This is a genomic window from Frankia sp. AgPm24 (assembly GCF_023243055.1).
GTDB lineage: Bacteria > Actinomycetota > Actinomycetes > Frankiales > Frankiaceae > Frankia > Frankia umida.
In genome coordinates, this window is record NZ_JALKFW010000199.1 from 55344 (window position 1) to 80690 (window position 25347).

Annotated in this window: 20 protein-coding genes; 11 read left to right on the forward strand and 9 right to left on the reverse strand. The window is 71.3% G+C overall.

The window, feature by feature from the left end:
• The first annotated feature begins 2 nt into the window (after positions 1–2).
• The 6 genes from MXD61_RS16865 to MXD61_RS16890 all read left to right on the forward strand — a co-directional run bounded on the left by MXD61_RS16865 (position 3) and on the right by MXD61_RS16890 (position 6043).
• The gene (locus MXD61_RS16865; protein WP_248814340.1) at positions 3–2024 is read left to right on the forward strand and encodes an HAD family hydrolase; all 2022 of its coding nucleotides are present in this window, start codon (positions 3–5) and stop codon (positions 2022–2024) included.
• The gene (locus MXD61_RS16870; protein WP_248814341.1) at positions 2025–2261 is read left to right on the forward strand and encodes an acyl carrier protein; all 237 of its coding nucleotides are present in this window, start codon (positions 2025–2027) and stop codon (positions 2259–2261) included.
• A complete protein-coding gene (locus MXD61_RS16875; protein ID WP_248814342.1) occupies positions 2251–2799 on the forward strand; it encodes a serine O-acetyltransferase in 549 nt (182 codons plus the stop codon). The genes MXD61_RS16870 and MXD61_RS16875 overlap by 11 nt, the downstream gene beginning before the upstream one ends.
• Before the next feature lie 169 nt (positions 2800–2968).
• Complete coding sequence (locus tag MXD61_RS16880; RefSeq protein WP_248814343.1) at positions 2969–4012, forward strand: NAD(P)-dependent oxidoreductase; 1044 nt, start codon at positions 2969–2971, stop codon at positions 4010–4012.
• Positions 4009–4599 carry a dTDP-4-dehydrorhamnose 3,5-epimerase family protein gene (locus MXD61_RS16885; protein WP_248814344.1) on the forward strand — a complete coding sequence of 197 codons (591 nt, stop codon included), beginning with the start codon at positions 4009–4011 and terminating at the stop codon, positions 4597–4599. The genes MXD61_RS16880 and MXD61_RS16885 overlap by 4 nt, the downstream gene beginning before the upstream one ends.
• A gap of 187 nt (positions 4600–4786) precedes the next feature.
• Positions 4787–6043: a class I SAM-dependent methyltransferase gene (locus MXD61_RS16890; protein WP_248814350.1), complete on the forward strand. Its 1257-nt coding sequence runs from the start codon at positions 4787–4789 to the stop codon at positions 6041–6043.
• Between the two features lie 429 nt (positions 6044–6472).
• Here MXD61_RS16890 and MXD61_RS16895 read toward each other — a convergent pair whose 3' ends face one another.
• Positions 6473–6811 carry a hypothetical protein gene (locus MXD61_RS16895; protein WP_248814351.1) on the reverse strand — a complete coding sequence of 113 codons (339 nt, stop codon included), beginning with the start codon at positions 6809–6811 and terminating at the stop codon, positions 6473–6475.
• Between the two features lie 13 nt (positions 6812–6824).
• Between MXD61_RS16895 and MXD61_RS16900 the strand changes: the two genes are divergently transcribed.
• Both MXD61_RS16900 and MXD61_RS16905 read left to right on the forward strand, forming a co-directional pair.
• The gene (locus tag MXD61_RS16900; protein WP_248814352.1) at positions 6825–8687 is read left to right on the forward strand and encodes a hypothetical protein; all 1863 of its coding nucleotides are present in this window, start codon (positions 6825–6827) and stop codon (positions 8685–8687) included.
• A gap of 231 nt (positions 8688–8918) precedes the next feature.
• On the forward strand, positions 8919–10478 hold the full coding sequence (locus MXD61_RS16905) for a Wzz/FepE/Etk N-terminal domain-containing protein (RefSeq protein WP_248814353.1): 1560 nt from the start codon (positions 8919–8921) through the stop codon (positions 10476–10478).
• Between the two features lie 116 nt (positions 10479–10594).
• Here the strand turns inward: MXD61_RS16905 and MXD61_RS16910 are convergent, their stop codons facing one another.
• The 7 genes from MXD61_RS16910 to MXD61_RS16940 all read right to left on the reverse strand — a co-directional run bounded on the left by MXD61_RS16910 (position 10595) and on the right by MXD61_RS16940 (position 17519).
• Positions 10595–11272, reverse strand: a complete 678-nt coding sequence (locus MXD61_RS16910) for an O-methyltransferase (protein ID WP_248814354.1) — start codon at positions 11270–11272, stop codon at positions 10595–10597.
• A 49-nt stretch (positions 11273–11321) separates the two neighbouring features.
• Positions 11322–12680 carry a hypothetical protein gene (locus tag MXD61_RS16915; protein WP_248814355.1) on the reverse strand — a complete coding sequence of 453 codons (1359 nt, stop codon included), beginning with the start codon at positions 12678–12680 and terminating at the stop codon, positions 11322–11324.
• Positions 12681–12965: 285 nt separating this feature from the next.
• A complete protein-coding gene (locus tag MXD61_RS16920; RefSeq protein WP_248814356.1) occupies positions 12966–13709 on the reverse strand; it encodes an SDR family oxidoreductase in 744 nt (247 codons plus the stop codon).
• Complete coding sequence (locus MXD61_RS16925) at positions 13706–14632, reverse strand: hypothetical protein (RefSeq protein WP_163547543.1); 927 nt, start codon at positions 14630–14632, stop codon at positions 13706–13708. The genes MXD61_RS16920 and MXD61_RS16925 overlap by 4 nt, the downstream gene beginning before the upstream one ends.
• Entirely contained in the window at positions 14595–15344 is a 750-nt protein-coding gene (locus MXD61_RS16930) for a 2-C-methyl-D-erythritol 4-phosphate cytidylyltransferase (protein WP_248814357.1), read from the reverse strand. Before MXD61_RS16930 ends, MXD61_RS16925 begins: the two co-directional genes overlap by 38 nt.
• Positions 15337–16668 (reverse strand): DUF4910 domain-containing protein, encoded by a 1332-nt coding sequence (locus MXD61_RS16935; protein WP_374629083.1) that lies wholly within the window; start codon positions 16666–16668, stop codon positions 15337–15339. Before MXD61_RS16935 ends, MXD61_RS16930 begins: the two co-directional genes overlap by 8 nt.
• Before the next feature lie 20 nt (positions 16669–16688).
• Positions 16689–17519 (reverse strand): sugar phosphate nucleotidyltransferase, encoded by an 831-nt coding sequence (locus MXD61_RS16940; protein ID WP_163547545.1) that lies wholly within the window; start codon positions 17517–17519, stop codon positions 16689–16691.
• 1456 nt (positions 17520–18975) lie between these two features.
• On the opposite strand from MXD61_RS16940, the gene MXD61_RS16945 reads away from it, so the two are divergent.
• Positions 18976–20136, forward strand: a complete 1161-nt coding sequence (locus MXD61_RS16945; protein WP_248814359.1) for a glycosyl hydrolase — start codon at positions 18976–18978, stop codon at positions 20134–20136.
• On the opposite strand, the gene MXD61_RS16950 is transcribed toward MXD61_RS16945, so the two are convergent.
• A complete protein-coding gene (locus tag MXD61_RS16950; RefSeq protein WP_248814360.1) occupies positions 20137–20577 on the reverse strand; it encodes a MerR family transcriptional regulator in 441 nt (146 codons plus the stop codon).
• Positions 20578–20867: 290 nt separating this feature from the next.
• Here MXD61_RS16950 and mfd point away from each other — a divergent pair, with 290 nt between their 5' ends.
• Both mfd and MXD61_RS16960 read left to right on the forward strand, forming a co-directional pair.
• Positions 20868–24491 (forward strand): transcription-repair coupling factor, encoded by a 3624-nt coding sequence (gene mfd / locus MXD61_RS16955; protein ID WP_248814361.1) that lies wholly within the window; start codon positions 20868–20870, stop codon positions 24489–24491.
• A 62-nt stretch (positions 24492–24553) separates the two neighbouring features.
• Entirely contained in the window at positions 24554–25321 is a 768-nt protein-coding gene (locus tag MXD61_RS16960) for a SurA N-terminal domain-containing protein (protein WP_248814362.1), read from the forward strand.
• Positions 25322–25347: the final 26 nt, after the last annotated feature.

Sequence of the window (25347 nt, forward strand, 5' to 3'; positions counted from 1 at the left end):
TGATGGCGCGACCAGGAGCGGGCACGGACACCCCGGCCGGTCTGCTCGCCGCACTGGTCGCGCGGGCCGCCGCGACCGAACTGCCGTCCGCCCAGCTGTGCCGCGAGCTCGCGGTCGCGCACGAGCGGGCCGACGACCCGGACGGCGCCGTGCGCTGGGCGCTGGCGCTCACCGACGCCGACGCCTGCGCGGACGCCGGTGCTGGTCTCGCGGCCTGGAGCGCGGCGGCGGGTGTGCTGCGCCGCTGCCTGCCGCGAACCCGGCCGCTGGCCCGCACGGCGCGGGTGGCCATCCTCGGCAGTTCCACGACGTCCCAGCTCACGGCGCTGCTCCCGCTGGCCGCGGCGCGGGCGGGGGTGGCCATCGAGACCTACGAGGGCGGCTACGGGCAGTACCGCCAGGAGATCCTCGACCCGGCCAGCGGGCTGTACCAGTTCAGGCCGGACGTGGTGGTGCTCGCCGTGCACGCCGGGGACGTCGCGCTGCCCGCGATCGCCGACGATCCCGAGGGCGCCGTCGCCGCAGAGGTGTCCCGCTGGACGTCGCTGTGGGACACGGTGCGTGCCCGTAGCGGCGCCCGGATCGTCCAGCATGGCTTCGCGCTGCCGGCCGAGGTCGCGCTCGGGCACCTGGCCCTGCGCACCGCGGGGGCGCGCCACCAGCTGCTGGCTCGGGTCAACGCCGAACTTGGACGGGCCGCCTCGGCGGTCGGGGCCGGCGGTGGGGACGCGGTCTGCCTGGTCGACTGTGACCGGCTCGCCGCCGGCGTCGGGCGGCGCACCTGGTTCGACCCGCGGTACTGGCACCGGGCCAGGCAGGCCGTCGCGCTGGACTGCGTCCCCCTGCTGGCCCGGCACACCGCCGCGGTGATCGGCGCCCAGCTCGGCGCGAGCCGCAAGTGCCTGGTCCTCGACCTGGACAACACGCTGTGGGGCGGGGTGCTCGGCGAGGACGGCCTGGCCGGTCTGGCCCTCGGGGAGGGGCCACTCGGTGAGGCGTTCGCCGCCGTGCAGGACTACGCCCTGGAACTGTCCCGGCGGGGAGTCGTGCTCGCCATCTGCTCGAAGAACAACGAGGCCGACGCGCGTGAGGCGTTCGAGCGGCATCCGGGCATGCGGCTGCGCCTCAGCGACATCGCGATGTTCAGCGCCGGCTGGGACGACAAGCCGACGCAGCTGCGCCGCATCGCCGCGACCCTCGGACTCGGCCTGGACGCCCTGGTGTTCGTCGATGACAACCCGGCCGAACGCGAGGCGGTCCGCCAGCTCGCCGGCGAGGTCGACGTCATCGCCCTGCCCACCGATCCGCACGGCTACCTGCGGGCCCTGGCCGACTATCCGTTCTTCGAGGCCACCGCCCTGACCGCCGAGGACGCCACCCGCACCGCCACCTACCAGGCCCGTGCCGACCTCGCCGCCGGTCTCGCCGCGGTACGGGAGTCCGCGGGTTCCCTTGAGGACTTCCACCGCGGCCTCGCGATGACCGCGACCGTCGTCGCCCTCGACGAGCTCACCCTGCCCCGGGTCGCCCAACTGGTCGCCAGGACGAACCAGTTCAACCTCACCGGCCGCCGTCACGACGCCGACGACCTGGCCGCGCTCGCCGCCCGACCCACCACCGCCGCGATCTGCGTGCGGCTCGCGGACCGCTTCGTCGACCACGGCCTGGTGGCCGTCCTGATCGCCGTCGTCGACGGGGACGCGCTGGCGGTGGACACCTGGCTGATGAGCTGCCGGGTGATCGGCCGGACCCTCGAGGACGAGCTGGCCGGGCTGTTGCTCGCCGAGGCCCGTCGCCGGGGCCTTGCCCGCGTCGCCGGCCACTACCGGGCCTCGGCGAAGAACGCCCTGGTGGCCGGCCTCTACGAGCGTCTCGGCTTCACCCGCGTCCTCCCGGCCGACGCCGACGTCCCACGGGACGCCGAGGTGACCTGGTGGAGTCGTCGCGTCGACGAACCGTACGCGTCCCGGAACCTGATCCGGGTCGTCACCGCCGACCACAGGATGGAAGAGGTGCTTGGCTAGATGGTGCAGGATCAGCTTCAGCGGATCTTCCGCGAGATCTTCTCCGACGACGACCTCGTCCTGACCGACACGATGACCGCCGCCGACGTCGCGGGCTGGGACTCCCTCGCGCACATCAACCTGATCTACGCGGTGGAGCGACAGTTCTCGATCCAGATCGCCGACGACCGCCTCGCGAGCTTCGCGTCCGTGGGTGATCTGCGCCAGCACATCGAGGAGCTGCGCCATGCCGCCTGACGTGCGCACGGCCGCGGAACTCGGTCTGCGCGAGATCCTGCGGGAGGACTACCACCGCCACTACCGCTCACTGACCCATCCCGGTCTGCACGTGCTCGCCGTCTACCGGTTCGGGCAGTGGCGGCGCTCGCGCGGCGGGGCGGTGGGCGCGGCGGCGACGGTGCTGTACAAGGCGCTGAACAACCTGGTCATCCGCAATGTGTACGGCGTGGAGCTGCCCGACTCCGCGCGGCTCGGACGCCGGGTGCTGATCGGCCACCATCAGGCGATCCTGATCCCGCCGCACTGCGTGATCGGTGACGACTGCACGGTCCGGCACAACCTGACCATCGGCTACGCCGGGGGTTCGGCCGCACCCGACGAGGTGCCGCACGTCGGCTCCCGGGTCGAGCTCGGCCCCGCGGTGCACCTCATCGGTGCGATCACGATCGGCGACGACGCGAGGATCGGTCCCGGCTCGATCGTGATGACCGACATCCCACCCGGCGCGACCGTGTTCGCCGCGCCCGCCCGGGTGATGCGCCCCGCCTCCACCTGACCTCCACGCTGACCGATGCCGGTCACAGCGCCGCGGTCGACCTGTCGCGGGCAGTGTCCGCGGGACGTCGGCGCCTCGGGTCCGCGAGCCAGTCGGTACGGTTTGAGCCCGGAAACGGGTGGCCCGAACGGGTGGCCCGGCGCCTCGGCCGAAATGGGGATACTCGCGGATGAAGGTGCTCGTGACCGGCACGGAGGGGTACCTGGGGTGCCTGCTCGCGCCCGAACTGATGCGCGATGGCCATGAGGTCATCGGTGTCGACACCGGTTACTACAAGTACGGCTGGCTCTACCGGGGTACCGACCGGGCCCCGCTGACCCTCGACAAGGACCTGCGCCACCTCACCGTCGCCGACCTCGAGGGTGTCGACGCCGTCGTGCACATGGCCGAACTGTCCAACGACCCCCTCGGGGCGCTCGCCCCGGACGTCACCTACAAGGTCAACCACGTCGGGTCGGTGCGGCTGGCGAACCTGGCCAGGCAGGCCGGTGTCTCGCGGTTCGTCTACATGTCCTCGTGCAGCGTCTACGGCGTGGCCACCGGCACGGACGTCACCGAGACCTCCCCGGTCGACCCGCAGACCCCCTACGCCGAGTGCAAGGTCTACGTCGAACGCGACGTGGCCCCGCTGGCCGACGACACGTTCTCACCGACCTTCCTGCGCAACGCCACCGCCTACGGGGCGTCACCGCGGCAGCGGTTCGACATCGTGCTCAACAACCTGGCCGGGGTCGCCTGGACCACCGGCGAGATCGCGATGACCTCGGACGGCACCCCCTGGCGGCCCCTGGTGCACGGACTCGACATCGCGAAGGCCATCCGCCTGGTGCTCGCCGCGCCGCGCGACGTCATCCACAACCAGATCTTCAACGTCGGCGACAGCGAGCAGAACTACCAGGTCAAGGAGATCGCCGACGCGGTCGCCTCGGTCTTCACCGGCTGCCGGCTGAGCTTCGGCGACAACGGTGGCGACAACCGCAGCTACCGGGTGTCCTTCGACAAGATCGCGACGACGCTGCCCGGGTTCTCCTGCGACTGGAACGCGCTGCGCGGCGCCCAGCAGCTGCACGAGGTGTTCACCCGCATCCAGCTCGACACGGAGACCTTCACCGGCCGCGGACACACCCGGCTCAAGCAGCTGCAGTACCTGATCGGCTCCGGCCAGCTCGACGCCGACCTGTTCTGGGCGGCACCCGCCACGGCGACCCCGTGATCGTCACCCCGACCGCGATCGACGGTGTGTGGATCGTCGACGTCGAGCCGTTCACCGACGCCCGCGGCATGTTCGCCCGCACGTTCTGCGCGCGGGAGTTCGCCGCCGCGGGGCTCACCGTCGAGGTCGCCCAGGCCAGCGTGGCGTACAACGCCACGGCCGGAACCATCCGCGGCCTGCACTGGGCGCACGAGCCGGTCCGCGAGACCAAGCTCGTGCGGGTCACCCGCGGGGCGCTGCTGGACGTCGTGGTCGACGTCCGGCCGGACTCGCCGACCCACCTGCGCCATGTCGCGGTCGAACTGTCCGCCGACAACCACCGGGCGCTGTTCATCGCCGCCGGCCTCGCCCACGGCTACCAGACCCTGGTCGACGCCACCGAGGCGACCTACCAGATGAACGTCCCCTTCACCCCGGGACACGACCGCGGCCTGCGCTTCGACGACCCGCGGCTGGCCATCGCCTGGCCGCTGCCCGTGTCGGTCATCTCCGACAAGGATCGTGCCTGGTCACTGCTGCCGGACGGTCCCATCGGCGGTCTCGCCGCCGCGCCCGCCGAGCCGGTCGGCGCCCGCACCGCCCCCTGATCCCGCCGACGTTGTCGGCGCCGTCGCCCCCCGTTGTCCCGTCCTCCGACGGACCTGCGAAAATCAACGCGGACGGGGACGATGGCGCCGACACCCCGCCGCGCGCTCTCGCGGTCCCGCCCGACCGCGCGCTGGCATCATGTTCGGCCCGCCCAGCCGTCCGTCCTCATCTGTGCAAGGGGAGCGCATGTCATCCGGAACTCCGGCCGCCACACCCGTCACCGCCTGCCGGTCCTGCGGTGGGCCCGCCCCACGGCTGTTCCTCTCGCTGGGGTCCACGCCGATCGCGAACCGTCTGGTGCGCGCCGACGGCCTTGACGCCACCGACCCGTCCTTCCCGCTCGAGGTCGGCTTCTGCGAGGCGTGCACCCTGGTGCAGCTCACCCACGAGCTGCCGGCGCTGGAGATCTTCGACGCGGACTACCCGTACTTCTCGTCGTTCTCCGACATGCTGGTGCGCCACTCGGAGAAGCACGTCATCGACCTGATCGCCAGCCGCAACCTCGGGCCGGACAGCCTGGTCGTCGAGGTGGCCAGCAACGACGGCTACCTGCTGAAGGCGTTCGTCGAGCGGGGCATCCCGGTGCTCGGCATCGAGCCGACCCCCGGCCCCGCCGCCGCGGCCCGTGCGGCCGGCGTGCCGACCCGGGAGGAGTTCTTCGGTGCGGAGCTCGCCCAGCGGCTCGTCGCCGAGGGCCTGAAGGCCGATGTGATCATCGCGAACAACGTGATGGCGCACGTGCCCGACCTGAACAGCTTCGTCGAGGGCTTCCGGATCCTGCTCGCCGACGACGGACTGGTCGACGTGGAGAACCCCGGGGTCGGCGCGCTGCTTGCGCACACGGAGTTCGACACCGTCTACCACGAGCACTTCTGCTACTTCTCGACCATCGCGGTGCAGTCCCTGATGCGCCGGCACGGCCTTGAGCTCGTCGGTGTCGAGGAGTTCGCCGAACTGCACGGCGGAACCCTGCGCTGGAGCCTGCAGCACGCCGCCGCCGCGAAGCCCACCGCCTCGGTGGACTCGGTGCTCGGCGCCGAGCACGACGCGGGCCTGGCCACCTTCGACCGGTACGCCACCTTCGGTGACGACGTCCGCGCCGTCCAGCAGGACCTCGTCGCCCTGCTGCGCGGCCTGCGGGCCGAGGGCCGCACGATCGCCGCCTACGGCGCGGCCGCCAAGGGCGCGACGCTGCTGAACTCCAGCGGGATCACCACCGATCTGATCGACTTCGTGGTGGACCGCAACACCCACAAGCAGGGCCGCTATATTCCCGGCGCCCGGCTGCCGATCCTCGACCCGGCGGCCCTGCTCGAACGCCAGCCCGACTACCTGTTGCTGCTCGCCTGGAACGTGAAGAAGGAGATCATGGCCCAGCAGGAGGAGTACGCCGCCCGCGGTGGCCGGTTCATCGTCCCGGTACCCCGTCCGGTCGTGTTGTAGGCGGTACCCACATCGTGGAGTCGGGTCGCCGTCAGCTGTTCCTGTCGTCAGCCGGCTTCCGGCCAGCGGATCTCCGCCGGCCGGAAGGGTGAGCATGGCGGACATCGACGTGGGCAGCTGGAATCCGGACGAACCGGGCGATCTGCCGCCCAGGCCTGACCCTGGCCCTCGCGACCCGGGGTCCCACGACCCCGGGTACGTGGGCTTCGAGGTCTCCACGGTGCTCCCGCCCCGCGCCGAACCGCCACCCCCGGCACCCCCAGCACCTGGTCCCGCGGGATCGTCCTGGCCCGCCCAGCCCCGGCAGACCCGGCCCCGGCCCACACCCGGCGATGGTCATCGGATGGGTCGGATTCCTGCCATTGGCCGGGATCCGACCGGACCCCGCCGTCCCAGCTGGTCCGTCACCGGCCCGAGCGCCTCCGGTGGTCAGGGCCCGCCCAGCGGTCCTGGCGGACAGTCGCCCGTGGCCGGCGCCCGTCCGATGCCGGCCCCCGTGGCCTGGCGGACGGGGCCGTCCAACCCGGAGCCGCGCCGGTCCGCGCCGGCCGACCCACCGGCCGCGTGGGCGCTGCCAGGTTCCTCCCCGCCCGCGGCCCCGTCGCCGGCCGTCGCGCCGGTGCCCTCGCCCCCGGCCACCGGACCACCACCGAGGCCGGCGGGCACACCCGCGCCCAGACCCGCGCCGGCGGCCGGACGGTCCCCCTCACGGGTGCGGCCCCCCTCGCCGGGGGCGGCGCCCTCGTGGTCGGCGCCGCTGCCGGCCACGATCACCTCGACGATGGATCTCAGCGCACTGCAGGCGCGGCTGCGGGCCGAACACGTCGCGCGCGAGCGGGAGGTCGTTCGGGAACGAACCGTTCGGGAACAGGCCGAGCACACCACGGCCCTCGCCCGCGTCCCCGAGCCCGCGCCGGCGACCACACGGCTGCGGATCGGCCCGGCCGACGTCGAGGCCACCCAGGTGGTGTCCCGCGGGACGGCCCCGCCCGCACGCCGAGGGCGGCGTCCCATCGGAAACCGGCCCAGCGGTCGTACCCCGGGCCGGCCGGACGCCCCGCGGGGCGCGGGCCCGTCCAGCTCCGGTCGCACACACGAGGCGGACACCGGTACCGCCGGGGCCGACCCCGGGCGCCGTCGTGGACTGGCGACCGCGGACGGCGTCGAGCCGGCGGCGGAGCACGAGGACGGCGCGGCCGGCGGCAGCACCCGGTCGAAGGCGCTGTGGACGCTGGCCGACCAGGCCGTCTCCAGCGCGACGAACGCCGCCATCTCGTTTCTCATCGCCCACCAGGTGGACCGGATCGAGTATGGCGCCTTCGGCGTCGCGTACACGCTGTTCGCCCTGATCATCGGCATCTCGCGCGGCGCGACCTGCATGCCGCTGAGCATGTTCTACACGGCCGGATCGCGTGCCTCGCTCCGCTCGGCGTCCTCCGCGATGACGGGGGCGTCGCTGACGTTCGGTGTCGGCGTCGGAGCGGTGCTCGCCGTGATCGGCCTGGGTGTGGGCGGGGCGGTGGGGTCGTCCCTGGCGGCGATGGGGCTCGTGCTGCCCGGGCTGCTGCTGCAGGACGCCTGGCGGTATGTCTTCTTCGCGACAGGTCGGGCGTCCGCGGCGTTCGTCAACGACGTCGCATGGGCGTTCGTGCAGCTGCTGGGGATCTGGCTGCTCATGCACCGCGGGGTCACCGAGGCCTCGCCGCTGCTGCTGGCCTGGGGGGCGTCCGCGCTGGTCGCGGCGCTGCTCGGGGTAGTCCAGGCGGGTTTCTGGCCCTCCCCGGGCGCCACCGGCAGCTGGTTCGCCGAGAACCGGACCGACGCGACCTACCTGGCGGGGGAGTTCCTGACCGTGCAGGGCGCGCTGCAGACGTCGATGCTGCTGATCGGCGCGTTCGGGTCGCTGGCCACGATCGGTGCGCTGCAGGGAGCCCGGACGCTGCTGGGGCCGATCACGGTGGTCGGTGTCGGCGTGGTGAGCTTCGCGCTGCCGGAGTTCTCCCGGCGGACGTCGATGGACGTCCGGGCGCGTGAACGGGCCGCGTATGCCCTGACCGCGGTGGTGCTCGGGGTCGGATCGGTGTGGAGCCTGATCTTCCTGTTCCTGCCGGATCGTTATGGGCAGTCGTTGTTGGGGGACAGCTGGCCCGGGGTGAAGAGCATCCTGGGCCTGTCGATCCTGCACTATCTTGCGGCGGCGGTGCCGGTAGGGCCATCGTGCATGGTGTACGCGCTGGGCAAAACCAAGATCACATTTCGGCTCAACCTCGCCTTCGCGCCGATCCTGCTGGGTCTTCCGGTTGTGGGGGCGCTTGTTGGCGAAGCGCGCGGCGCCGTTGTCGGATTCAACCTCGCCTTCTGGGGACTTGCCCCGGTGTGGTTCGTTCTGCTGCGCCGGCTCGGCCGCGAGCATGATGTGGAGCAGGCCGCGCTGCGGGCGGCGAATGCCCGGCGACACGGCGAGGGAAGTACCCGAACGAAAGTCCGTAAGTCCGACGTTCCGGAAGAGTTGCGTCGGGGTGGCGCGCGGTCGCCGGCCGAATCACCGGGCGGCAGGTCACGTGTGGATGATGGGAACGGCCCGCGGCCCGGCCGGTCCGGCCAGCGGGCGGGAAGGCCCCGGCGTGGCCACCCCGGGTCCTGAGCGGCAGCATTGCGTCAGTTGTAGCTATGACCGTTTACTATCCGCTATCGGCTAAGCTCGCAAATCGGTTCGTCAGATCTCGACCGTGGGTCCGGCAGTCAGCCGGATGCTCCTCTGGGGGGCTACATTGAGTCCGCTTCACGTCCTGCCGGAGCTGCCGGTGGGTTCCGCCGGCGCTTCGATCCGCGTGCGGGCGGCTGCCCCTCGTCCCCGGATCGGGGTGAGCGGGTCATGAGCCGCAACGCACCGGCCAGTGGTGAGACCAGCCGGGCCCCGTCAGCTCCGTCGCTGTTCAAAATCATTCAGCCGCGACTGCTGATCATCGCCATCGTGGTGGTCATCTTCGCGGCGCTCGCGGCGATCTACTCCAAGGCGCAGACAGCCTCGTACACCGCCAGCGCCCGCGTCTTCCTGTCGACGGACCAGAACTCGCTCGGTGTGAGCTCCGTCGACGTGACCCGCTACGTCCAGACCCAGGCGCAGTTCGCCCAGTCCTCCGCGGCCGTCACCGAGATCGCCAAGGCGCTGAAGCTCAGCGAGAGCGACGTCTCCGGCCGGCTGAGCACCACGCCGTCGGACGCCGGCTACTTCTTCGTCATCAAGGGTGAGGGTGCCTCCGAGGCGGCGGCGGTCGACCTGGTCTCCGCGGCCGAGACGGCCTACGGCAAGCTGCTGATCAGCAGCACCCAGACGACCCTCAACGAAATGCTCAAGGTGCGCACGCAGCTGACCACCCAGCTGCAGGGGCTGCAGACGTCGCAGGCCACCCCCGGCACCGAATCCGGGGACCTCACCGCCCAGCTGCAGGGGCTCAGCGGTGAGATCACCAAGGCCCAGACCACCGTGGCGCTCGGCAGTGCGGCGATCAAGCTCGCGGAGCCGCCTGTGTCCGCAGGGCAGGGCGCGTCCGGTCTGCTGCGCAACACGCTGGTCGCGGCGATCGTGGGTCTGCTGCTCTCGGTGCTGGCCGTGTGGATCATGTACCAGCGGCGGCCGACGATTCTCGACCCGCACAACCCCTCCGACGCGCTCGGCGTGCCGCTGATCGCGGCGCTGGAGCCGGGGCGCACCACGGCGAGCGCGGCCGAGACACTGGTCTCGGCGATGTCGGCGGTGATGTCGCCGACCAGCAAGGTGGTGGCGTTCACACCGGCGTCCCGCGGGGACCTCACCGCGGATCTGGTGTCATCGGTCGCCGCGGCCTGGTCCGACGACCAGGGCGTGGTGCTGATCCTGGACACGTCCCCGTCCTCGGAGGTGCGGGCGTCGCTGGAAGGGCTGCCGCGGGCGACCTCCGCCGAGCTGCCCCGCTGGGCGCACGAACCGACCTGCCTGGCCCGCTCGTCAGGCACCGGGCGCGGCCACATCCTGTACAACCGGGTCTCACCGGCCCGGGCGGCCCGCCCCGGCGGTCTCGCGCCGATCCTGGCCGACCGGGCCCCGGTCGTCGACCTGGTCATCCTGGTCACCTCGGCGCTGGCCGAACTGCCGATGACGGCGGCGTCCGCGATCCAGGCCGACGCGGTCGTGGTGATCACCTCGCCGGAGACGCACCTCAAGGAACTCGAGCAGGTCCCGCGGGACTGGCCGGCGCTCGCCGAGCGGGTCGTCGGGGTCGTCCACGACGGCCGCACCGGCATCCGCCGCGTCACCGGCAACACGCCGGACCGGCGCTCCTCGGTCGAGTCGATCACGTCGAGCTCACCGGTCAGCGACGGCGCGTCGAGCAGCCGTAACAGCAACCCGATGGACGCCGAGCCCACCGACCGCTACGCCCGCCCCGCCCGGTAGCAACCCCCAGGCCGGGCAACCCCGCCAGCCAGGCGGGCGTTTCCCAGCCAGCGACGAACGGCCCCGCTGCGAGTCTCGTATGCGCCGCGGGGCCGTTCGCGTGGTGGTGGAGGGGGCTAGCTGACGTGGGCGAGCAGGAAGCCGTCCCAGCCCTTGCCGCCGACGGTCTGCACGGCCGTGGCCGTCAGGCGGGGCTCGTCGCGCACGAGGGTGAGCAGTTCCTGGGCGCCGTCGGCGGCCGGCCCCCCGGTGCCCTCCGCGGCGGCCAGCGCACCTCCGCCGCGCACCAGGTTGTCGATGACGATGACGCTGCCCGGCCGGGTCAGGCGCAGGGCGGCCGCCAGGTAGCGGGCGTTGTTCTGCTTGTCGGCATCGAGGAAGACCAGGTCGAACGGCTCACCGCCGGCGGCGATCAGGGCGTCCAGCGAGTCGGCGGCCGCGCCGAGCACGATCTCGACGGACTTGCCGACACCCGCCTGATCGACGTTCTCCCGGGCGACCTGGGCATGCTTCGGCTCGATCTCGAGGGTGACGACCTGGCCGTCCGGGCCGACGCCACGGGCCAGCCAGATCGCCGAGTAGCCACCGAGAGTGCCGATCTCCAGCACCCGGCGCCCGCCGAGGATGCGGACGAACAGGGACAACAACGCACCCTGGCTGGCGGTCACCTCGATCGCGGGCAGGCCGGCGGCATGACTCGCGGCGCGGGCGGCCCGCAGGGCATCGTCCTCGATGGCGAGGGCACGCACGAGATAGTCGTCGACGACGGTCGCGCGCTCCACGACTTCGGTCACGGGAGGTCCGCCTTTCGCGGCTGTGCGCCCGAGCCCGCGCCCGGACGCCTCAGACGCCCGCGTGAGCCCTGCGCTGGGTGGATGGAGACGAGTTCGGTGGTGCGGGACCAGCGCCGTCGAGCCGGGCCTGGGCCTCGTCCTGCGGGCTCACCGTGAACCAGGCGACCAGCAGCAGGCCGAGTCCGGTGACGACCGGTGCCAGCAGACCACCGGACAGCACAGTATAGAAGATCAGTACTGACCCGGAGAGCACAAACGACTGCGAGCCGCGCACGAACATGGCCACGATGAAGCTGAGGAACACGACCGTGCCAAGCACGCCGTACTCCAGGATCAGCTTGGGCACCAGGGCGTAGTTCAACGGCAGGCCGGTGCGGGTGAAGAAGGCGCTCGCGTCGCGGTCGGCGAATCCCGGGCCGGTGCCGAACACGACGGTCAGCGGATCCTTGCCGAGGGCGTCCCAGGTCCGCTGGTAGGGCTGCACGAAACGCAGGCTGCCGCTGGAGGTCGACGAGGACGTCTCCGTCGCCCGGGCCGCGAAGATGCTCGACGCCGGGGTGAAACTGACGATCAGAACGATGAGGCTGACTCCGGCCAGCGCGCTCAGCGCGAACTTCGCGCCCTTGTGCACGGCCAGCAGCACCCCGGCGCAGGCCAGCAGCAGCAGGCCCGTTCCGGACACGGTGCTCAGGATCGCCAGGATGAACATCGGCAGCCGCCACCAGTGGCCACCGCGCAGCACGCAGACGACAATGCCGAACCCGAGGAACTGCGAGCAGAACGACGCTTCCAGGCAGATGAAGGCGTTCGACTTGTACAGCGACGACCCGTACTGGACCGGGTAGGACGTGTTGAAGCCGTGCATCAGAAAGTCCGGGGGCACGATGTCGTGCACGACATCGGTGTACGGCACGCCGACGAGCTGGATCGCGAACTGGAACAGGGCGAGCCCCGCCAGTCCCGTGATCATGATGAGGAAGCGGTCGAGGACCCGGGGGAGCAGCGCGCGGGCATCCGCCGGGCGCAGGCCGTAGATGAACGGCACATACGTCGCCAGCAGCAGCAACAACGAGGTGAAGGACGTGTCCTGCTTCTGTCGCAGGAAGCAGACCAGAGCCGACAGCGAACAACCCGCCATCGCCACCAGGTAGCCCGTCATCCGCCCGGAGTTACGCGCGAGCCCACCGCGGCGCAGCATGATGGCCAGACACACATAGGTGATCGGCAGAATGACCTGGACCTGTGAGGCACCGACCGGCAGCGCGATCCGCTGCAGGAAGATCTCACAGAACATCAGGAAGGTCAGTACCCGCAGTGTCGCCTCGTTGACCGCGCGACTACTACCCGCCGTCTGGGACGGGATCACCCACGACCGGGGGATTCTGGTCGTGAGAGTGGTGGTGACCACGAGTCTCCCGTCTCCCGTTTCCGACATCTGTGACCGGAAGCCGTCCAGGCAGCAAGTCTAACCAGCCCCTGTCTCGCCCCCGTCGGACGGTCTCGGCTACCCCCGGGCCCGCCGTTCATGGCCAAAATGCCGCGGATCCATGACCGTCCGTCGTCATCCGATGGGCATCATCGAACGTGGTTGCGCACCGGCTGTCGTGGTACGCACCGGTCGGGCTCGGGTCCCGTGAGCTCTGGCGCGCTCATGGGACCCGAGCGGCCCGTCGGCCGCCTGCTCGGGCGAGGCTCAGTAGCTTTTCCTCGCCGGCCGCAGGTGCAACTCGGTGATCTCCGCGGTGGGTGGCAGAGCGATCAGGTAGGCGACCAGGTCGGCCACGTCGTCGGCCTGCACGAGCAGGTCCGGCGTGTAGGCGCGGCCCTCACGGGCGTAGATCGTCTCCTGCCGTGGGGTGGCCGTGCGGCCCAGATGGATCGTGGCGACCCGGATGCCGTCGGCGTTGATCTCCTGGCGCAGGCTGTCGGCGAAGGCGCGCATGGCGTGCTGGGTCGCGGCGAACTGGCTGGTTCCGGCGCCGGCGCGGACACCCTGGGTCGAGTTGACGACAATCACATCGGCGCCGCTGTCGGCTCCCGCGACCCGAAGCGCCGGGAGCAGCCGCTGGGTGAGGGCGAAGGGCGCCCGCACGTTCGCGGCGAACTGCGCGTCCAGCTCCGCCAGGGTGGCCGTCTCCACCCGGGCGCTGCTGTAGGCACCGGCGCTGTGCACCAGGTGATCGACCCGGCCGTGCCGTTCGACGATCAGCTCGACGGCGCCCGCGACGGCGTCGTCGTCGGTGAGGTCGAGCCGGACCGGCAGCAGCGTGCCCGGGCCGGTGGCCTGCTTGCCGAGGCTGTCGAGGCGCTCCTGATCCCGGCCGAGGGCGTACACGGTGGCACCGTCGGCGGCCAGCCGCAGGGCGGTGGCCCGTCCGATCCCGCTGGTCGCCCCGGTCACCACCGCCACCCGCCCGGCGGACGGCACGCTCGTCACGCCTGACCCGGATGGGTGAAGACCAGCACGGCGTCCGCGCGGGGCGGCGCGGTGTCATAGGACAGGCAGACCTGCTCGTCGATGCGGCTCAGGTCGGTACCGCGCAGGTAGTCGCGCATCGTGGTGCCGGTGCACTCCGAGTCGACGTTCGGCGCGCCGACGTGGTTCAGGACGTCGTCCAGGTGCACCGTGCGGAAGTCCATGCTGAACCGGGTGCGTCCGGTGTTGTTCGGCACGGAGGAGTGCAGCTGGGCGCCGGAGAAGACCAGCATGCCGCCGGGCGGGGCGACGACCCGGGTCTGCGGGAAGATCTCCACCTCCTCCTCGGGTCTGGGCTGCTTACGGGTGTCCGACCTGATGTGCTTGGCGGCGCTCGCGCGGTTCTTCGCGTTCCACTCGTAGTAGTCGTAGTCCCGTGAACCGTTCGCGACGGCCTGCGAGAAGTACCGCGGATGGAAGGCCAGCCCGTTCTCCGCCACGATGTCGAAAATCGGCATCCACCAGTTGAGCTGGCAGAACGGCGCCGAATACCAGGTGTCGCGGTGCGGGTGAAACGCGTACGCGATACCGGAGGTCAGATAGTCGTCGGACGTCGAGGTGCGCAGCCGCGGCACGTCGAAGTAGGTCTTCGTGAGGTCGCAGCCGTGCTCGGCGAGAATCGCCGGCAGCAGTTCCTTGCAGGTCGGATGGTGGATGAACCGTGGCTTGAGCTCGGCGAGCAGCGCGGCGAAGTCCTCCACCGGCATGTGATGCTGCGCGGTCTCCGGGTCGAGCTCGCCGAAGGCATCCCGGATCAGCGCCCGGCTGAACTCGACGAACTCCCGTGTCGCCGGCTTCGACGCGTAGACGAACAGGTCGCCCTGATAGAGCTGGGCCCGCCGCTCGTCATCGGACAGCGCGGACTCGACCAGTACCGTACTCATCGGGTTCCCCTTCGGAACGCATCTGACGGACGTGGGTGAGCAACAACCGGGCCATGGCGAGTTCGTCCGGCGTGGTGACATGAATGTTGGCGGGTTCCCCCGGGACGACGACGATGCGCCCGCCCGCCGCGGTGACCATCGCCGAATCCTCGACGGCCTCGGGCGCGCCGGCATGGACGGCGCGCAACAGTTCGGCCCGGAAGGCGTGCGGTGTCTGCACCAGCCGATGGGTCTCGCGGACCAGCGACGTCCCCGCCACCAGCCGCTCGGTGCCACCTGGCTCGGGTTCGGGCCGGACCGCCTTGACGACCTCGGTCAGCGGCAGACCGGGTACGGCCGCGTCGGCACCGGCCCGGACCTCGGCGATCACCCGCCGGTACAGGTCGGCGCTGGCCAGCGGATGCGCCGCGTCCGTCACCACGATGATCGTCGCGTCCCGCGGGACGGTCGCGAGCCCCGCCCGCACGGACTCGGCTCGGGAGGCCCCACCGGGCACCGTCAGCACCCCCGGTGTGGCCAGCCCGTCCGGATCGCTGTCGCCGTCACCGGGCAGCACCACGACGATGCCGTCGCTGGCCGCCCAGGCCGCCCTGACGGGATGGGCGACCAGCGGCTCGCCGCCCAGGTCGAAGAACTGCTTGCGCCCACCGAAGCGGGTCCCGCCACCGGCGGCCAGCACGATCGTCCAGACCGGCCCACCCCGATCAGGCACCGCCCACCTCGACCTCGGCGAGCAGGTCGACGCCGGCGAGGGCGTCTGCGGCCTCGACGATCGTGTCGAACGGCAGGCCCGCCCGCTCGGCGATGTCGAGCAGGCTGCGGCTGCCGTCCGCGAGGTTGAGCACCCACAGCAGGGCCATCTCGACGGCCTGCCGGTTCATCGTCGCGCCGATCGCCCGGTACAGGCCGCGCCGGCCGAGCTGCGGTTCGCCGTAGGGCGCGGTGTTGCGCCAGGTCCGGTTCTGATCGCAGATCGTGATGATGCGGCGTAGCAGGGCGTGCGAGTCGGTGAGCGACCCGGGCGTGACGAAGTCCAGATCGTCCGCGCTGGTGTGGTACTGCGGGTATTCGCCGTGCTGGCCGCGGCCGAACCGGCCGACGGGCAGATCGAAGCCCGGCGAGCAGAACTGCCGCTCGTCGTAGCCGTAGGGCGAGAAGTCGACGATCCGGTGTGGCTGACCGCTTTCCGCCAGAGCCATGGCGGCGGCCCGGTCGACGGCGGCGTCACCGCGCCGGCTGCGCTTGTACGTCGGGTCGGAGCGGTCGCCGAGGCCGGTCAGCACCAGGCCGTGCCGAATCCGGCCGACGATGTCCCGGTTGCCGGCCAGCCAGGTGATCGAACCGATCGTTCCCGGAATGAACAGCAACCGGAAGGTGTGCCGCCGCGGGGCCGCGGCGAGTTCCCGGGCCAGCAGGGTCGCCGTGGCGATGCCCGAACAGTTGTCGTTGGCCATCGCCGGGTGGCAGGTGTGCGTGGTGATCAGAAACTCGTCCGTGGTCTCGCCCGGCAGCACGATCTCACCGTAGGTGAGTGAACCTTCGGTGAGAGTGGTGTCGATCTCGACCTCGTACTCGCCGTCGGGCAGCGAGGTCAGCTGCCGGTCGGTCAGGCAGAAGCCCCAGTTCTCGTTGTAGTACGACGTCCGGTAGGGCACCCAGTCCGGCCGGTCGGGCATCGAGAACAGATGTGGCCGAAGCTCGTCGAGCCCCATCCGGGCCCGCATCGGCGTGCTGTACCCGAGCAGGTGCAACGGATTGTCGGCCACGTCGACGACGGTCCTGCCATCCGGCCCGATCAGCCGAGCGGAGCCGACGTTCCACTCACGCGGCACCGACCAGTCGAGCACCTGCGTCCCGCTGGACACCTCGTGCACGGTCAGGGGGATCTCCGGTCCGAGTGCCCGCGCGACGGTGCGCAGCGTCGCGCGCACCCCCGCACCGGTGATGCTGCGCATCGGGGGGAGCAGTTCGGCGACCAGAGCGTGCAGCCAGGCACCGGTGTCGGCCGCCGGGCCCGCCGCTGTCACCGGATCCACTGCTGTTACCGGATCCACTGTCAGTCGGCCCACACGCGCCACGGCGCGGTGCCGGAGTCCCACAGCTGGTTGAGCTCGGTCCAGTCCCGGAAGGTGTCCATACCCATCCAGAACGACTCGTGGGTGTGCAGGGTGAGCTCGCCGTCGCGGGCCAGCTGCTGCAGCGGGTGCCGCTCCAGCAGCAGGGAGGGATCATCGTCGAGGTACTTGTCGATGAACTCGCGCTCGAAGACGAAGTACCCGCCGCTGACCCAGCCGGACTGCGGCGGCTTCTCCGCGAACAGGCTGACCTTGTTGCCGTCGGTCTCCAGCTCGCCGTAGCGGCTCGAGGGACGCACGCCGGTGACCGTACCGATCCGACCGCTGGCCACATGGTCGGCCAGTACGGTGCCGACGTCGATGGCGCCGACGCCATCACCGTAGGTGAGCATGAAGCGCGGTCCGGTCAGGTACTGCGCGACCCGGCGCAGGCGTGCGCCCGTCCCGGTGAGCAGACCGGTCTCGGCGAAGGTGACTTCCCACTTCTCGTCGCCCACCGTGTTGTGGAAACGCGGAGTGTGGTCATCCGAGAGGGTGAGCGTGAAGTCGGCGACCTGCTCGCGGTAGGCGAGGAAGTAGTTCTTGATCAGGTCGCTCTTGTATCCGAGGCAGAGGACGAACTTACGGAACCCGTAGTGTTCATAGGTCTTCATGATGTGCCACAGCACCGGCTTGCCGCCGATGTCCACGAGTGGCTTGGGCAGCTTCTCGCTCGCCTCCCGCAGGCGCGTCCCCATGCCTCCGCAGAGGATGACGACGGGGATGTCGGCGGGATCTACGGATTCGGTGCGCTGTGCGCTGTCGGTGCTCACGACTGTTGCGTCTCCCGTGCTCGTGCCCCGGTCGGGCCGCGGCGGGCGGATGGGCGCAGGCGGCACGTTGCCCGCGACAGAACGCCCAGCGGCCCGTGGCGTCTGGTGGGCAGACCGGCGGGCGAACCACCTGCTCTCGGGCCCCCGGTACTTTCGCCGCAACGGTACCGTACGACCCTCCACCCGCTGGCCGGCTCCTCCCGGCGGCAACGTCAGCTGCTGCGGCCCGCCCCCGGCGGACCCGGTTCCCGGAGCCGAGGGCCGTATTGGTCCGTGTACTGATCAGTGTGCTGAGCGGTGTGGGGTCGGACGCGGCGCCAGGCCGGCTCGGGCGTGGTGGCGGGGTGCCGTCGCAGACCGCTCCGGCACGACCGCGGCCCGAACCCTGTCGCGATCAGAGGCTCAGGTGATGTCGCAATCCTGACGGTGACGGCAACGTACCTGTCCGATCCGACGTCATCTCTGGTGAGACAACACGGAGGAGGCCGAATGCCTGTTGCGGTACGTGACAGCTTCGGCCTGGCATCATCGCGCTTCGTACGCTCTTGTTACGGTTCGTCCGTCGCGACGGGACGGACAAGAGCCGGTAGGCCGTGCAGGCAGATCCGTGCCATCGGGCCGTGGATCACGATCAGGGGTGATGCGCATGCATGAGCGCCCCTGGTCGGATGAGCCCGCACCACGCGGCCGCTCGGGCGAGTCCCGTCCGGCGCCGGACGGGATGGACGAGGGCACCGCGCTGTTCGACGTCCGCCGCCTCCCAGCCCGCCGTGACACCCGGGGCCGTGACACCCGGGGCCGTGACGTGGCGAGCCGCGACGCACGGGGTCACGCCGGCTGGGATGGGGCACCTGAGCCCAGCGCCGAGGACACGGGGGTGCTGCGCTGGCCCGGCGTCCCACCCGCGCACCCGAACGGCGAACGAGCCAGCCATCCCGATCGCGCCCGCCAGCCCGGCCGCGCTGACTACCGCGACCGTGACGACCACCGTGACAGCGTCGATCGCCGTGACCGTTCCGATTACCGTGACCGGGCTGGCAGCGGGTGGGACGCTGCCGCGGATCGTCGTCGTGATCCGCGGAGTGCTCCTGCCCCGCGGACCGGTCCGCGCGATCCGGGGGCCCACCGTCGCCGCCCGGACGCACCGCCGAGCCGGTGGCCGGACCCGTACCCGCGGGAGGACCGGCCGTACCCGCGCGAGGACGGCCGCGGCGCGGCCCGGCCGGTCCGGCCAGAAACGAACCGTTACCCGGCACCGCACCGTCATCCGGAGCCGGACCCTTATCCGGAGCCGGACCGGCGCCCGGCGCAGCGTCGTTCCGCCGCTGGTGCCGCTGGTGCCGCTGGTGCCGCTGGTGCCCGGGGAGCCACCGGCGGCGGTCGATCCGGCGCTGCCAGGGCGGCCGATGTTCGCACGGGTGTCCCGCGGGACGTGCCGCTGTCGCGGCGATCCAGAGTGGCGGCGTGGATCACCGCGCACTGGGGTGGGGCAAGCCGTATCCCGAACCTGCCGATCATCGCGGTCGCGGTGGCGGTGGTGCTGGCATTGGCCGCCGGTATCGCGTTGGTGCTCGTGCCGTCCGGGCGCGAGAACGTGGCGGCGCCAGCGCCGGGCGCGGGCACGGGGGTGGCGCGGACCGAGCAGCCGCGTCCCGCGGAACCGTCCGCGGCGCCGACGGCCGTGGCCGCCGGGGTGCAACGGGTGGCCCGGGCGACGACCAGCGGGCTGTTCGCGACGGGTGTGGCCGCGCATTCACTCGAGCAGGCGAACGCGTGGGCGGCCTTCCGCGGCCGACCCAACGACGTGGTCGTCATGTACACCGAACGCAGCAGCTGGGGTGCGATCACCTCACCATGGGTGGGACGCGGCACGTCGACGTTCGCGGGGTACGCGGGCACCTGGGTGCTCACGCAGCCACTGTTCCCGGATTCCGGACCGCAGAAGGGCAACCTCGCCAGCTGCGCCGCCGGCGACTACGACAGCTACTGGCGGCAGTTCGGTCGCTGGCTGGTGGCCCAGGGGCGCGGTGACTCGTTCGTCCGCCTCGGTTGGGAGTTCAACGGACTCTGGTTCGCCTGGGCCGCGACGGACCCGCAGAACTGGATCCAGTGTTTCCGGCACGCCTCATCGGCGATCAGGTCGACCAGCCCCACGGTCCGGATCGACTGGAATCTCAACGCGCACGGGTCGACCACCCCGGTCGGGGCCTTCGATCTCTACCCGGGCGACCAGTATGTCGACGTCATCGGGGTCGACAGCTACGACCAGTATCCACCGAGTCCCACCGCCGCCGCCTTCGACGATCAGTGCAACGGCGACGCCGGCCTCTGCCAGGTGATCACTTTTGCCCGCACCCACAACAAGCTGTTCTCCGTGCCGGAGTGGGGCGTGGTCAGTCAGCAGGGCAGCAAGGCAGGCCGGTCGGGCGCCGCCGGTGGCGACAATCCCGTCTACGTGCAGAAAATGTACGATACATTTTACCACAATGCAGACATTCTCGCCTATGAGGCGTATTTCTCCGACGCCGAATCCGACAATGTCCGCTCGTCCCTGGTGAACCCGAACCTCAACCCGGCGTCCGCCGTCACCTACCAGCGGCTGTGGGGTGGGGGCTGATCAGAAGGTGCCGGTGCGGTCCGCGTCGAGATGGAGACCGTCGACGAACGCCTCGGCGACGTCGACCTGGTCGCGTAGCGAGGCCAGCTTCTGCTCCGCGAGCGTGACCCAGGTGGCCAGCCGGTCGCGCAGGCGGGCCCGGACCTCAGGGGACAGGCCCGGCGCGCCCAGTTCGTCCCGCAGCGACAGGAGCGCGCGCATCTCCTCGAGGCTGAACCCGAGCGGCTTCATCTTGCGGATGAGCAGCAGCCGCTCGATCGCGTCGCGATCGTAGAGTCGGAACCCGCCCACCGTCCGGTCCACCGGCGTGAGCAGGCCCGCCTCCTCGTAGTACCGCACGGTGCGCAGGGAAAGGCCGACCTGCTCGGCGACCTCGCCGATCTGATGGACGTCACCGCGGCCCGCGCCCGATCCCGAAACGTTGCGGCGCGTGGTGGACAACTCGCCCCCAGCCTCGGTATGGGTGCCGGGCGGCCGGCTGGTCGCCAGGGGAGTCGACTGTACGTCGATCTGTCCCCGGACGCGCTCCCTGGTGTGGCGGTGCCGCGACGGTGCAGGAGGCTCGTACCGACCCCGGCGGCCGTCGGTGTCGTAGGCTGAAGGCGGCGTCCCGGCCGACTTTCCGCGTCGCGCGTGGGTGTACGTCACTCCGCTTGTTCTCGAGGCGCCACCTCCCCTGGGACCTACGGCCCCGGGGACGCGCCGTTCCGGAGAGGCCCAGGGACAGGTTTATGACCCTCGCGCCGCTACTTGACGCACTGATCGCCCGGCCGGGCGGCGATCCGGCCCTGGCTCGGGCCATCAGCACCGCCGGCCAGTCGACTCTCGACCTCGCGGGGCCCGCGGCGTTGCGGCCCTTCGCCGCGGCCGCGCTGGCCGCGTCCACCGGCGACGGTGGGGCGGGTGGGGCCGGTCGGCCGGTGCTCGCGGTGGTCGCGACCGGGCGGGAGGCCGAGGACCTGGCCGCAGCCCTCGGCGATCTGCTCGGTCAGGACGCGGTGGCGGTCTATCCGAGCTGGGAGACCCTGCCACACGAGCGGCTGTCGCCGCGCGCGGACACGGTCGGTCAGCGCCTGGCGGTGCTGCGCCGGCTGGCCCATCCGGATGAGGCCAGTGGTCCCGCGCCGAAGGTGGTGGTCGCTCCGGTACGCGCCGTCCTGCAGCCTCAGGTGGCCCGGCTTGGTGATCTCGCCCCGGTGCAGCTCACCACCGGTGACACCGCCGACCTCGAAGATGTGGTCGCCCGGCTGGTGGGCATCGCCTACCACCGGGTGGACCTGGTCGAGCGGCGCGGCGAGATCGCGGTGCGTGGCGGAATCCTCGACGTGTTCCCGCCCACGGAGGAGCATCCGCTGCGGGTGGAGTTCTTCGGTGACGAGGTGGAGGACATCCGCCGCTTCTCCGTCGCCGACCAGCGGGCCCTCGCCGACGACGAGTCGTCGTCGGCGGACACCCGGCCAGGCGGGGGCGTGCCGCGCGGGCTGTTCGCTCCGCCCTGCCGCGAGCTGCTGCTCACCGAGGACGTCCGGGCGCGTGCCGCGGCCCTGGCCGGGGAGCATCCCGAACTGATCGACCTGCTGGACAAGATCGCCAACGGTGTTCCCGCGGACGGTATGGAGGCGCTCGCTCCCGTCCTGGTCGAGCACATGTCGCTGCTGCTCGACGAGCTGCCCGCCGGCACCCACATACTGGTCTGCGACCCGGAGCGGGTCCGGGCCCGGGCCGGTGAGCTGGTGCGGACCAGCCAGGAGTTCCTCGAGGCGTCCTGGAGCGTCGCCGCGCTCGGTGGCGGTGCGCCGATAGACCTGGGCGCGGCCGCCTACCGGTCCATCGCGCAGGTGCGGGAGCGGGCCGCCGGGCGCGGCCTGCCCTGGTGGTCGGTCAGCCCGTTCGCCGCGGCGGCCGCTGATGGTGTCCCCCTCGCCGAGGACGGCGGGCCAGACGCCCTCGAGGGCGACAACACGGTTGTCGCGAGCCTGCGTCCGGCGCCGCTCTACCACGGTGACACCGCCGCGGTCATCGCGGACGTCAAGGGCTGGCTGGCCGAGTCGCGACGGGTGCTGATCGTCACCGAGGGGCACGGGCCGGCGCAACGGCTGGTCGAGATGCTGCGGGAGGCCGACCTCGGCGCCCGGTACGCCCAGGACGCCGAACTCGTGCCCGGCGTCGCCGTCGTCACCCGAGGCCAGCTCGGCACCGGATTCACCAGCAGCACACTGCGCCTGGCGGTCATAACCGAAAGTGATATCGCCGGTGCTCGTGGTGTCACCACCCGGGACATGCGCCGGATGCCGAGTCGGCGCCGCAAGGGTATCGACCCCCTGGCGCTCGCCCCCGGCGACCTGGTGGTCCACGACGCCCATGGTGTCGGTCGCTACGTCGAGATGGTCACCCGCACGGTCGCCGGGGCGAAGCGGGAGTACCTGCTGCTCGAGTACGCCCGCGGCGACCGCCTCTACGTCCCCACCGACCAGCTCGAACAGATCAGCCGGTACACCGGCGGCGAGGGTCCGAGCCTCGACCGCATCGGCGGCGCCGACTGGGCCAAGCGCAAGAGCCGCGCCCGCAAGGCGGTCAAGGAGATCGCCGGCGAACTGATCCGTCTCTACAGCGCGCGGATGGCCGCCCCCGGGCACGCCTTCGCCCCGGACAATCCCTGGCAGCGCGAACTCGAGGACGCCTTCCCGTTCCGCGAGACCCCCGACCAGCTCGCCGCCATCGACGAGGTGAAGGCGGACATGGAGAAGCCGGTCCCGATGGACCGGGTGATCTGCGGCGACGTCGGCTACGGCAAGACCGAGATCGCGGTGCGCGCCGCGTTCAAGGCCGTCCAGGACGGCAAGCAGGTCGCCGTCCTGGTGCCGACGACCCTGCTGGTCCAGCAGCACTTCCAGACCTTCAGCGAGCGTTACGCCGCGTTCCCCGTCATCGTGCGGGCGATGAGCCGGTTCAACTCGGCCAGCGAACAACGCGTCACCCTGGACGGCCTCGCCGAGGGCAGCGTCGACATCGTCATCGGCACCCACCGACTGCTGTCCAACGAGACCCGGTTCAAGGACCTGGGCCTGGTGATCGTGGACGAGGAGCAGCGTTTCGGGGTCGAGCACAAGGAACAGCTCAAGAAGATGCGCACCGCCGTGGACGTGCTCACGATGAGCGCCACGCCGATCCCCCGCACCCTGGAGATGTCGATCACCGGCATCCGCGAGCTGTCCACGATCGACACCCCGCCGGAGGAACGCCATCCGGTGCTCACCTCGGTGGCCGCCTACGACACCCGGCAGGTCACCGCGGCGATCCGCCGGGAACTTCTGCGCGAGGGCCAGGTCTTCTTCATCCACAACCGGGTCGAGTCGATCGACCGGGCCGCCGCGCGGCTGCGTGAACTGGTTCCCGAGGCCCGCATCGCCACCGCGCACGGCCAGATGCACGAGGACGCCCTCGAACAGGTCATGGTCTCCTTCTGGGAGAAGAAGTTCGACGTGCTGGTCTGCACCACGATCGTCGAATCGGGCCTGGACATCTCCAACGCGAACACGCTCATCGTCGAGCGGGCCGACGTCTTCGGCCTGTCCCAGCTGCACCAGCTGCGCGGACGGGTCGGGCGGGGCCGCGACCGCGCCTACGCGTACTTCCTGTTCCCCGCGGACAAACCACTGACCGAGACCGCGCACGACCGTCTCGCCACGATCGCCCAGCACAACGACCTCGGCGCCGGCATGGCGGTGGCGATGAAGGACCTGGAGATCCGCGGCGCGGGCAACCTGCTCGGCGGCGAGCAGTCCGGCCACATCGCCTCGGTCGGGTTCGACCTGTACGTCCGGATGGTCGGTGAGGCCGTCGCCGAATACCGCAAGGACTCCGTCGAGGCACCGCCGGAGGTCAAGGTCGAACTTCCGGTGGACGCGAGCCTGCCGCACGACTACGTGCCCAGCGAACGGCTGCGCCTGGACGCCTACCGGCGCCTCGCCGGTGCGGTCACCGACACCGAGATCGACGAGGTGCGCGGCGAACTGGTGGACCGGTTCGGCCCGGTACCGGAGCCGGTGGAGAACCTGCTCGCCGTCGCCGGCCTGCGGGTGCTCGCCCGCCGCCACGGGGTCACCGAGATCACGGCGGCCGGTCGTCAGATCCGCTTCGCGCCGTTGGAGCTGCGGGAGAGCCAGGGGCTTCGCCTGGCCCGGCTGTACAAGGGCGCGGTGGTCAAGGCCACGGCGCGCACCGTACTCGTTCCCGCACCCACCGAGACCGGTCGGATCGGCTCTCGTCCCCTGCGTGACCGGGCGCTGCTGGCCTGGGCCGGGAACCTGCTCGCCGCCGTCGTCGGGGACTCGATCGCCGCCGCGGCCGGCTGAATCGCGGGCTTCGAGGACCGGAGGTGTGCTTGGCCACACCTGAGCGGATAGCGTCTGGGTTCGTGAAGCTTCCTCGCCTTCTCGCTGGCGTCGGACTGAGCATGACCGTCGTGCTCGCCGCCTCGGCCTGCACGACGCATGCCGGCGCCGCCGCCCAGGTCGGATCGCACGCGATCGAGACCTCGCAGCTGCGCAGCATCGTCGAACGTGGTCTCTCCGCCGCGCAGGCCGTGCCCCCCTCGCCGTCCGGCCAGTCCGCCGCCAGCGCGCTCGACCAGCCCTCCCTGCAGCGACGCACACTCACCACCCTCGTCCAGCTACAACTCATGTCGGACGAGGCCCACCGCCGCGGCATCACCGTGAGCGACGCCGATGTCTCGGCCTACTACCAGGCCTACGCGATCCTGCAGTTCGGGAGCGTCAGGGCCTTCGAGCAGCGCGCCGCCGCGGTCGGCTTCGCCCAGCGGGACGTCGCGGTGATCGTGAGATCCGGTGCGATCCAGTCGGCGCTCAGCGACCGGATCTCGCCCACTCTGGTCGCGACCGACGCCCAGACCAGGAGCCAGTACGACAGCATCGTCAGCCAGGTCGGCCGGATTCCGCTCACCTATGCCCGGGCCAAGCCCTACCTGGCCCGGTTCATCGCCGCCGACGTGCGCGCCGCCGCGCTCAAGCCGATCCTCGACCAGGCTGAGAAGAAGAACCCGATCTCGGTCAACCCGCGCTTCGGTCGCTGGGACACCGCCCAGTTCGGGATCGTCGCCGCCGACGGCACCATCGCGTCCAGCGTCGTGCCGCCCCCCACCCTGGACACGACCCTCCAGTCCTGACACGCCGCGCTGCCCTGACGCCTGCG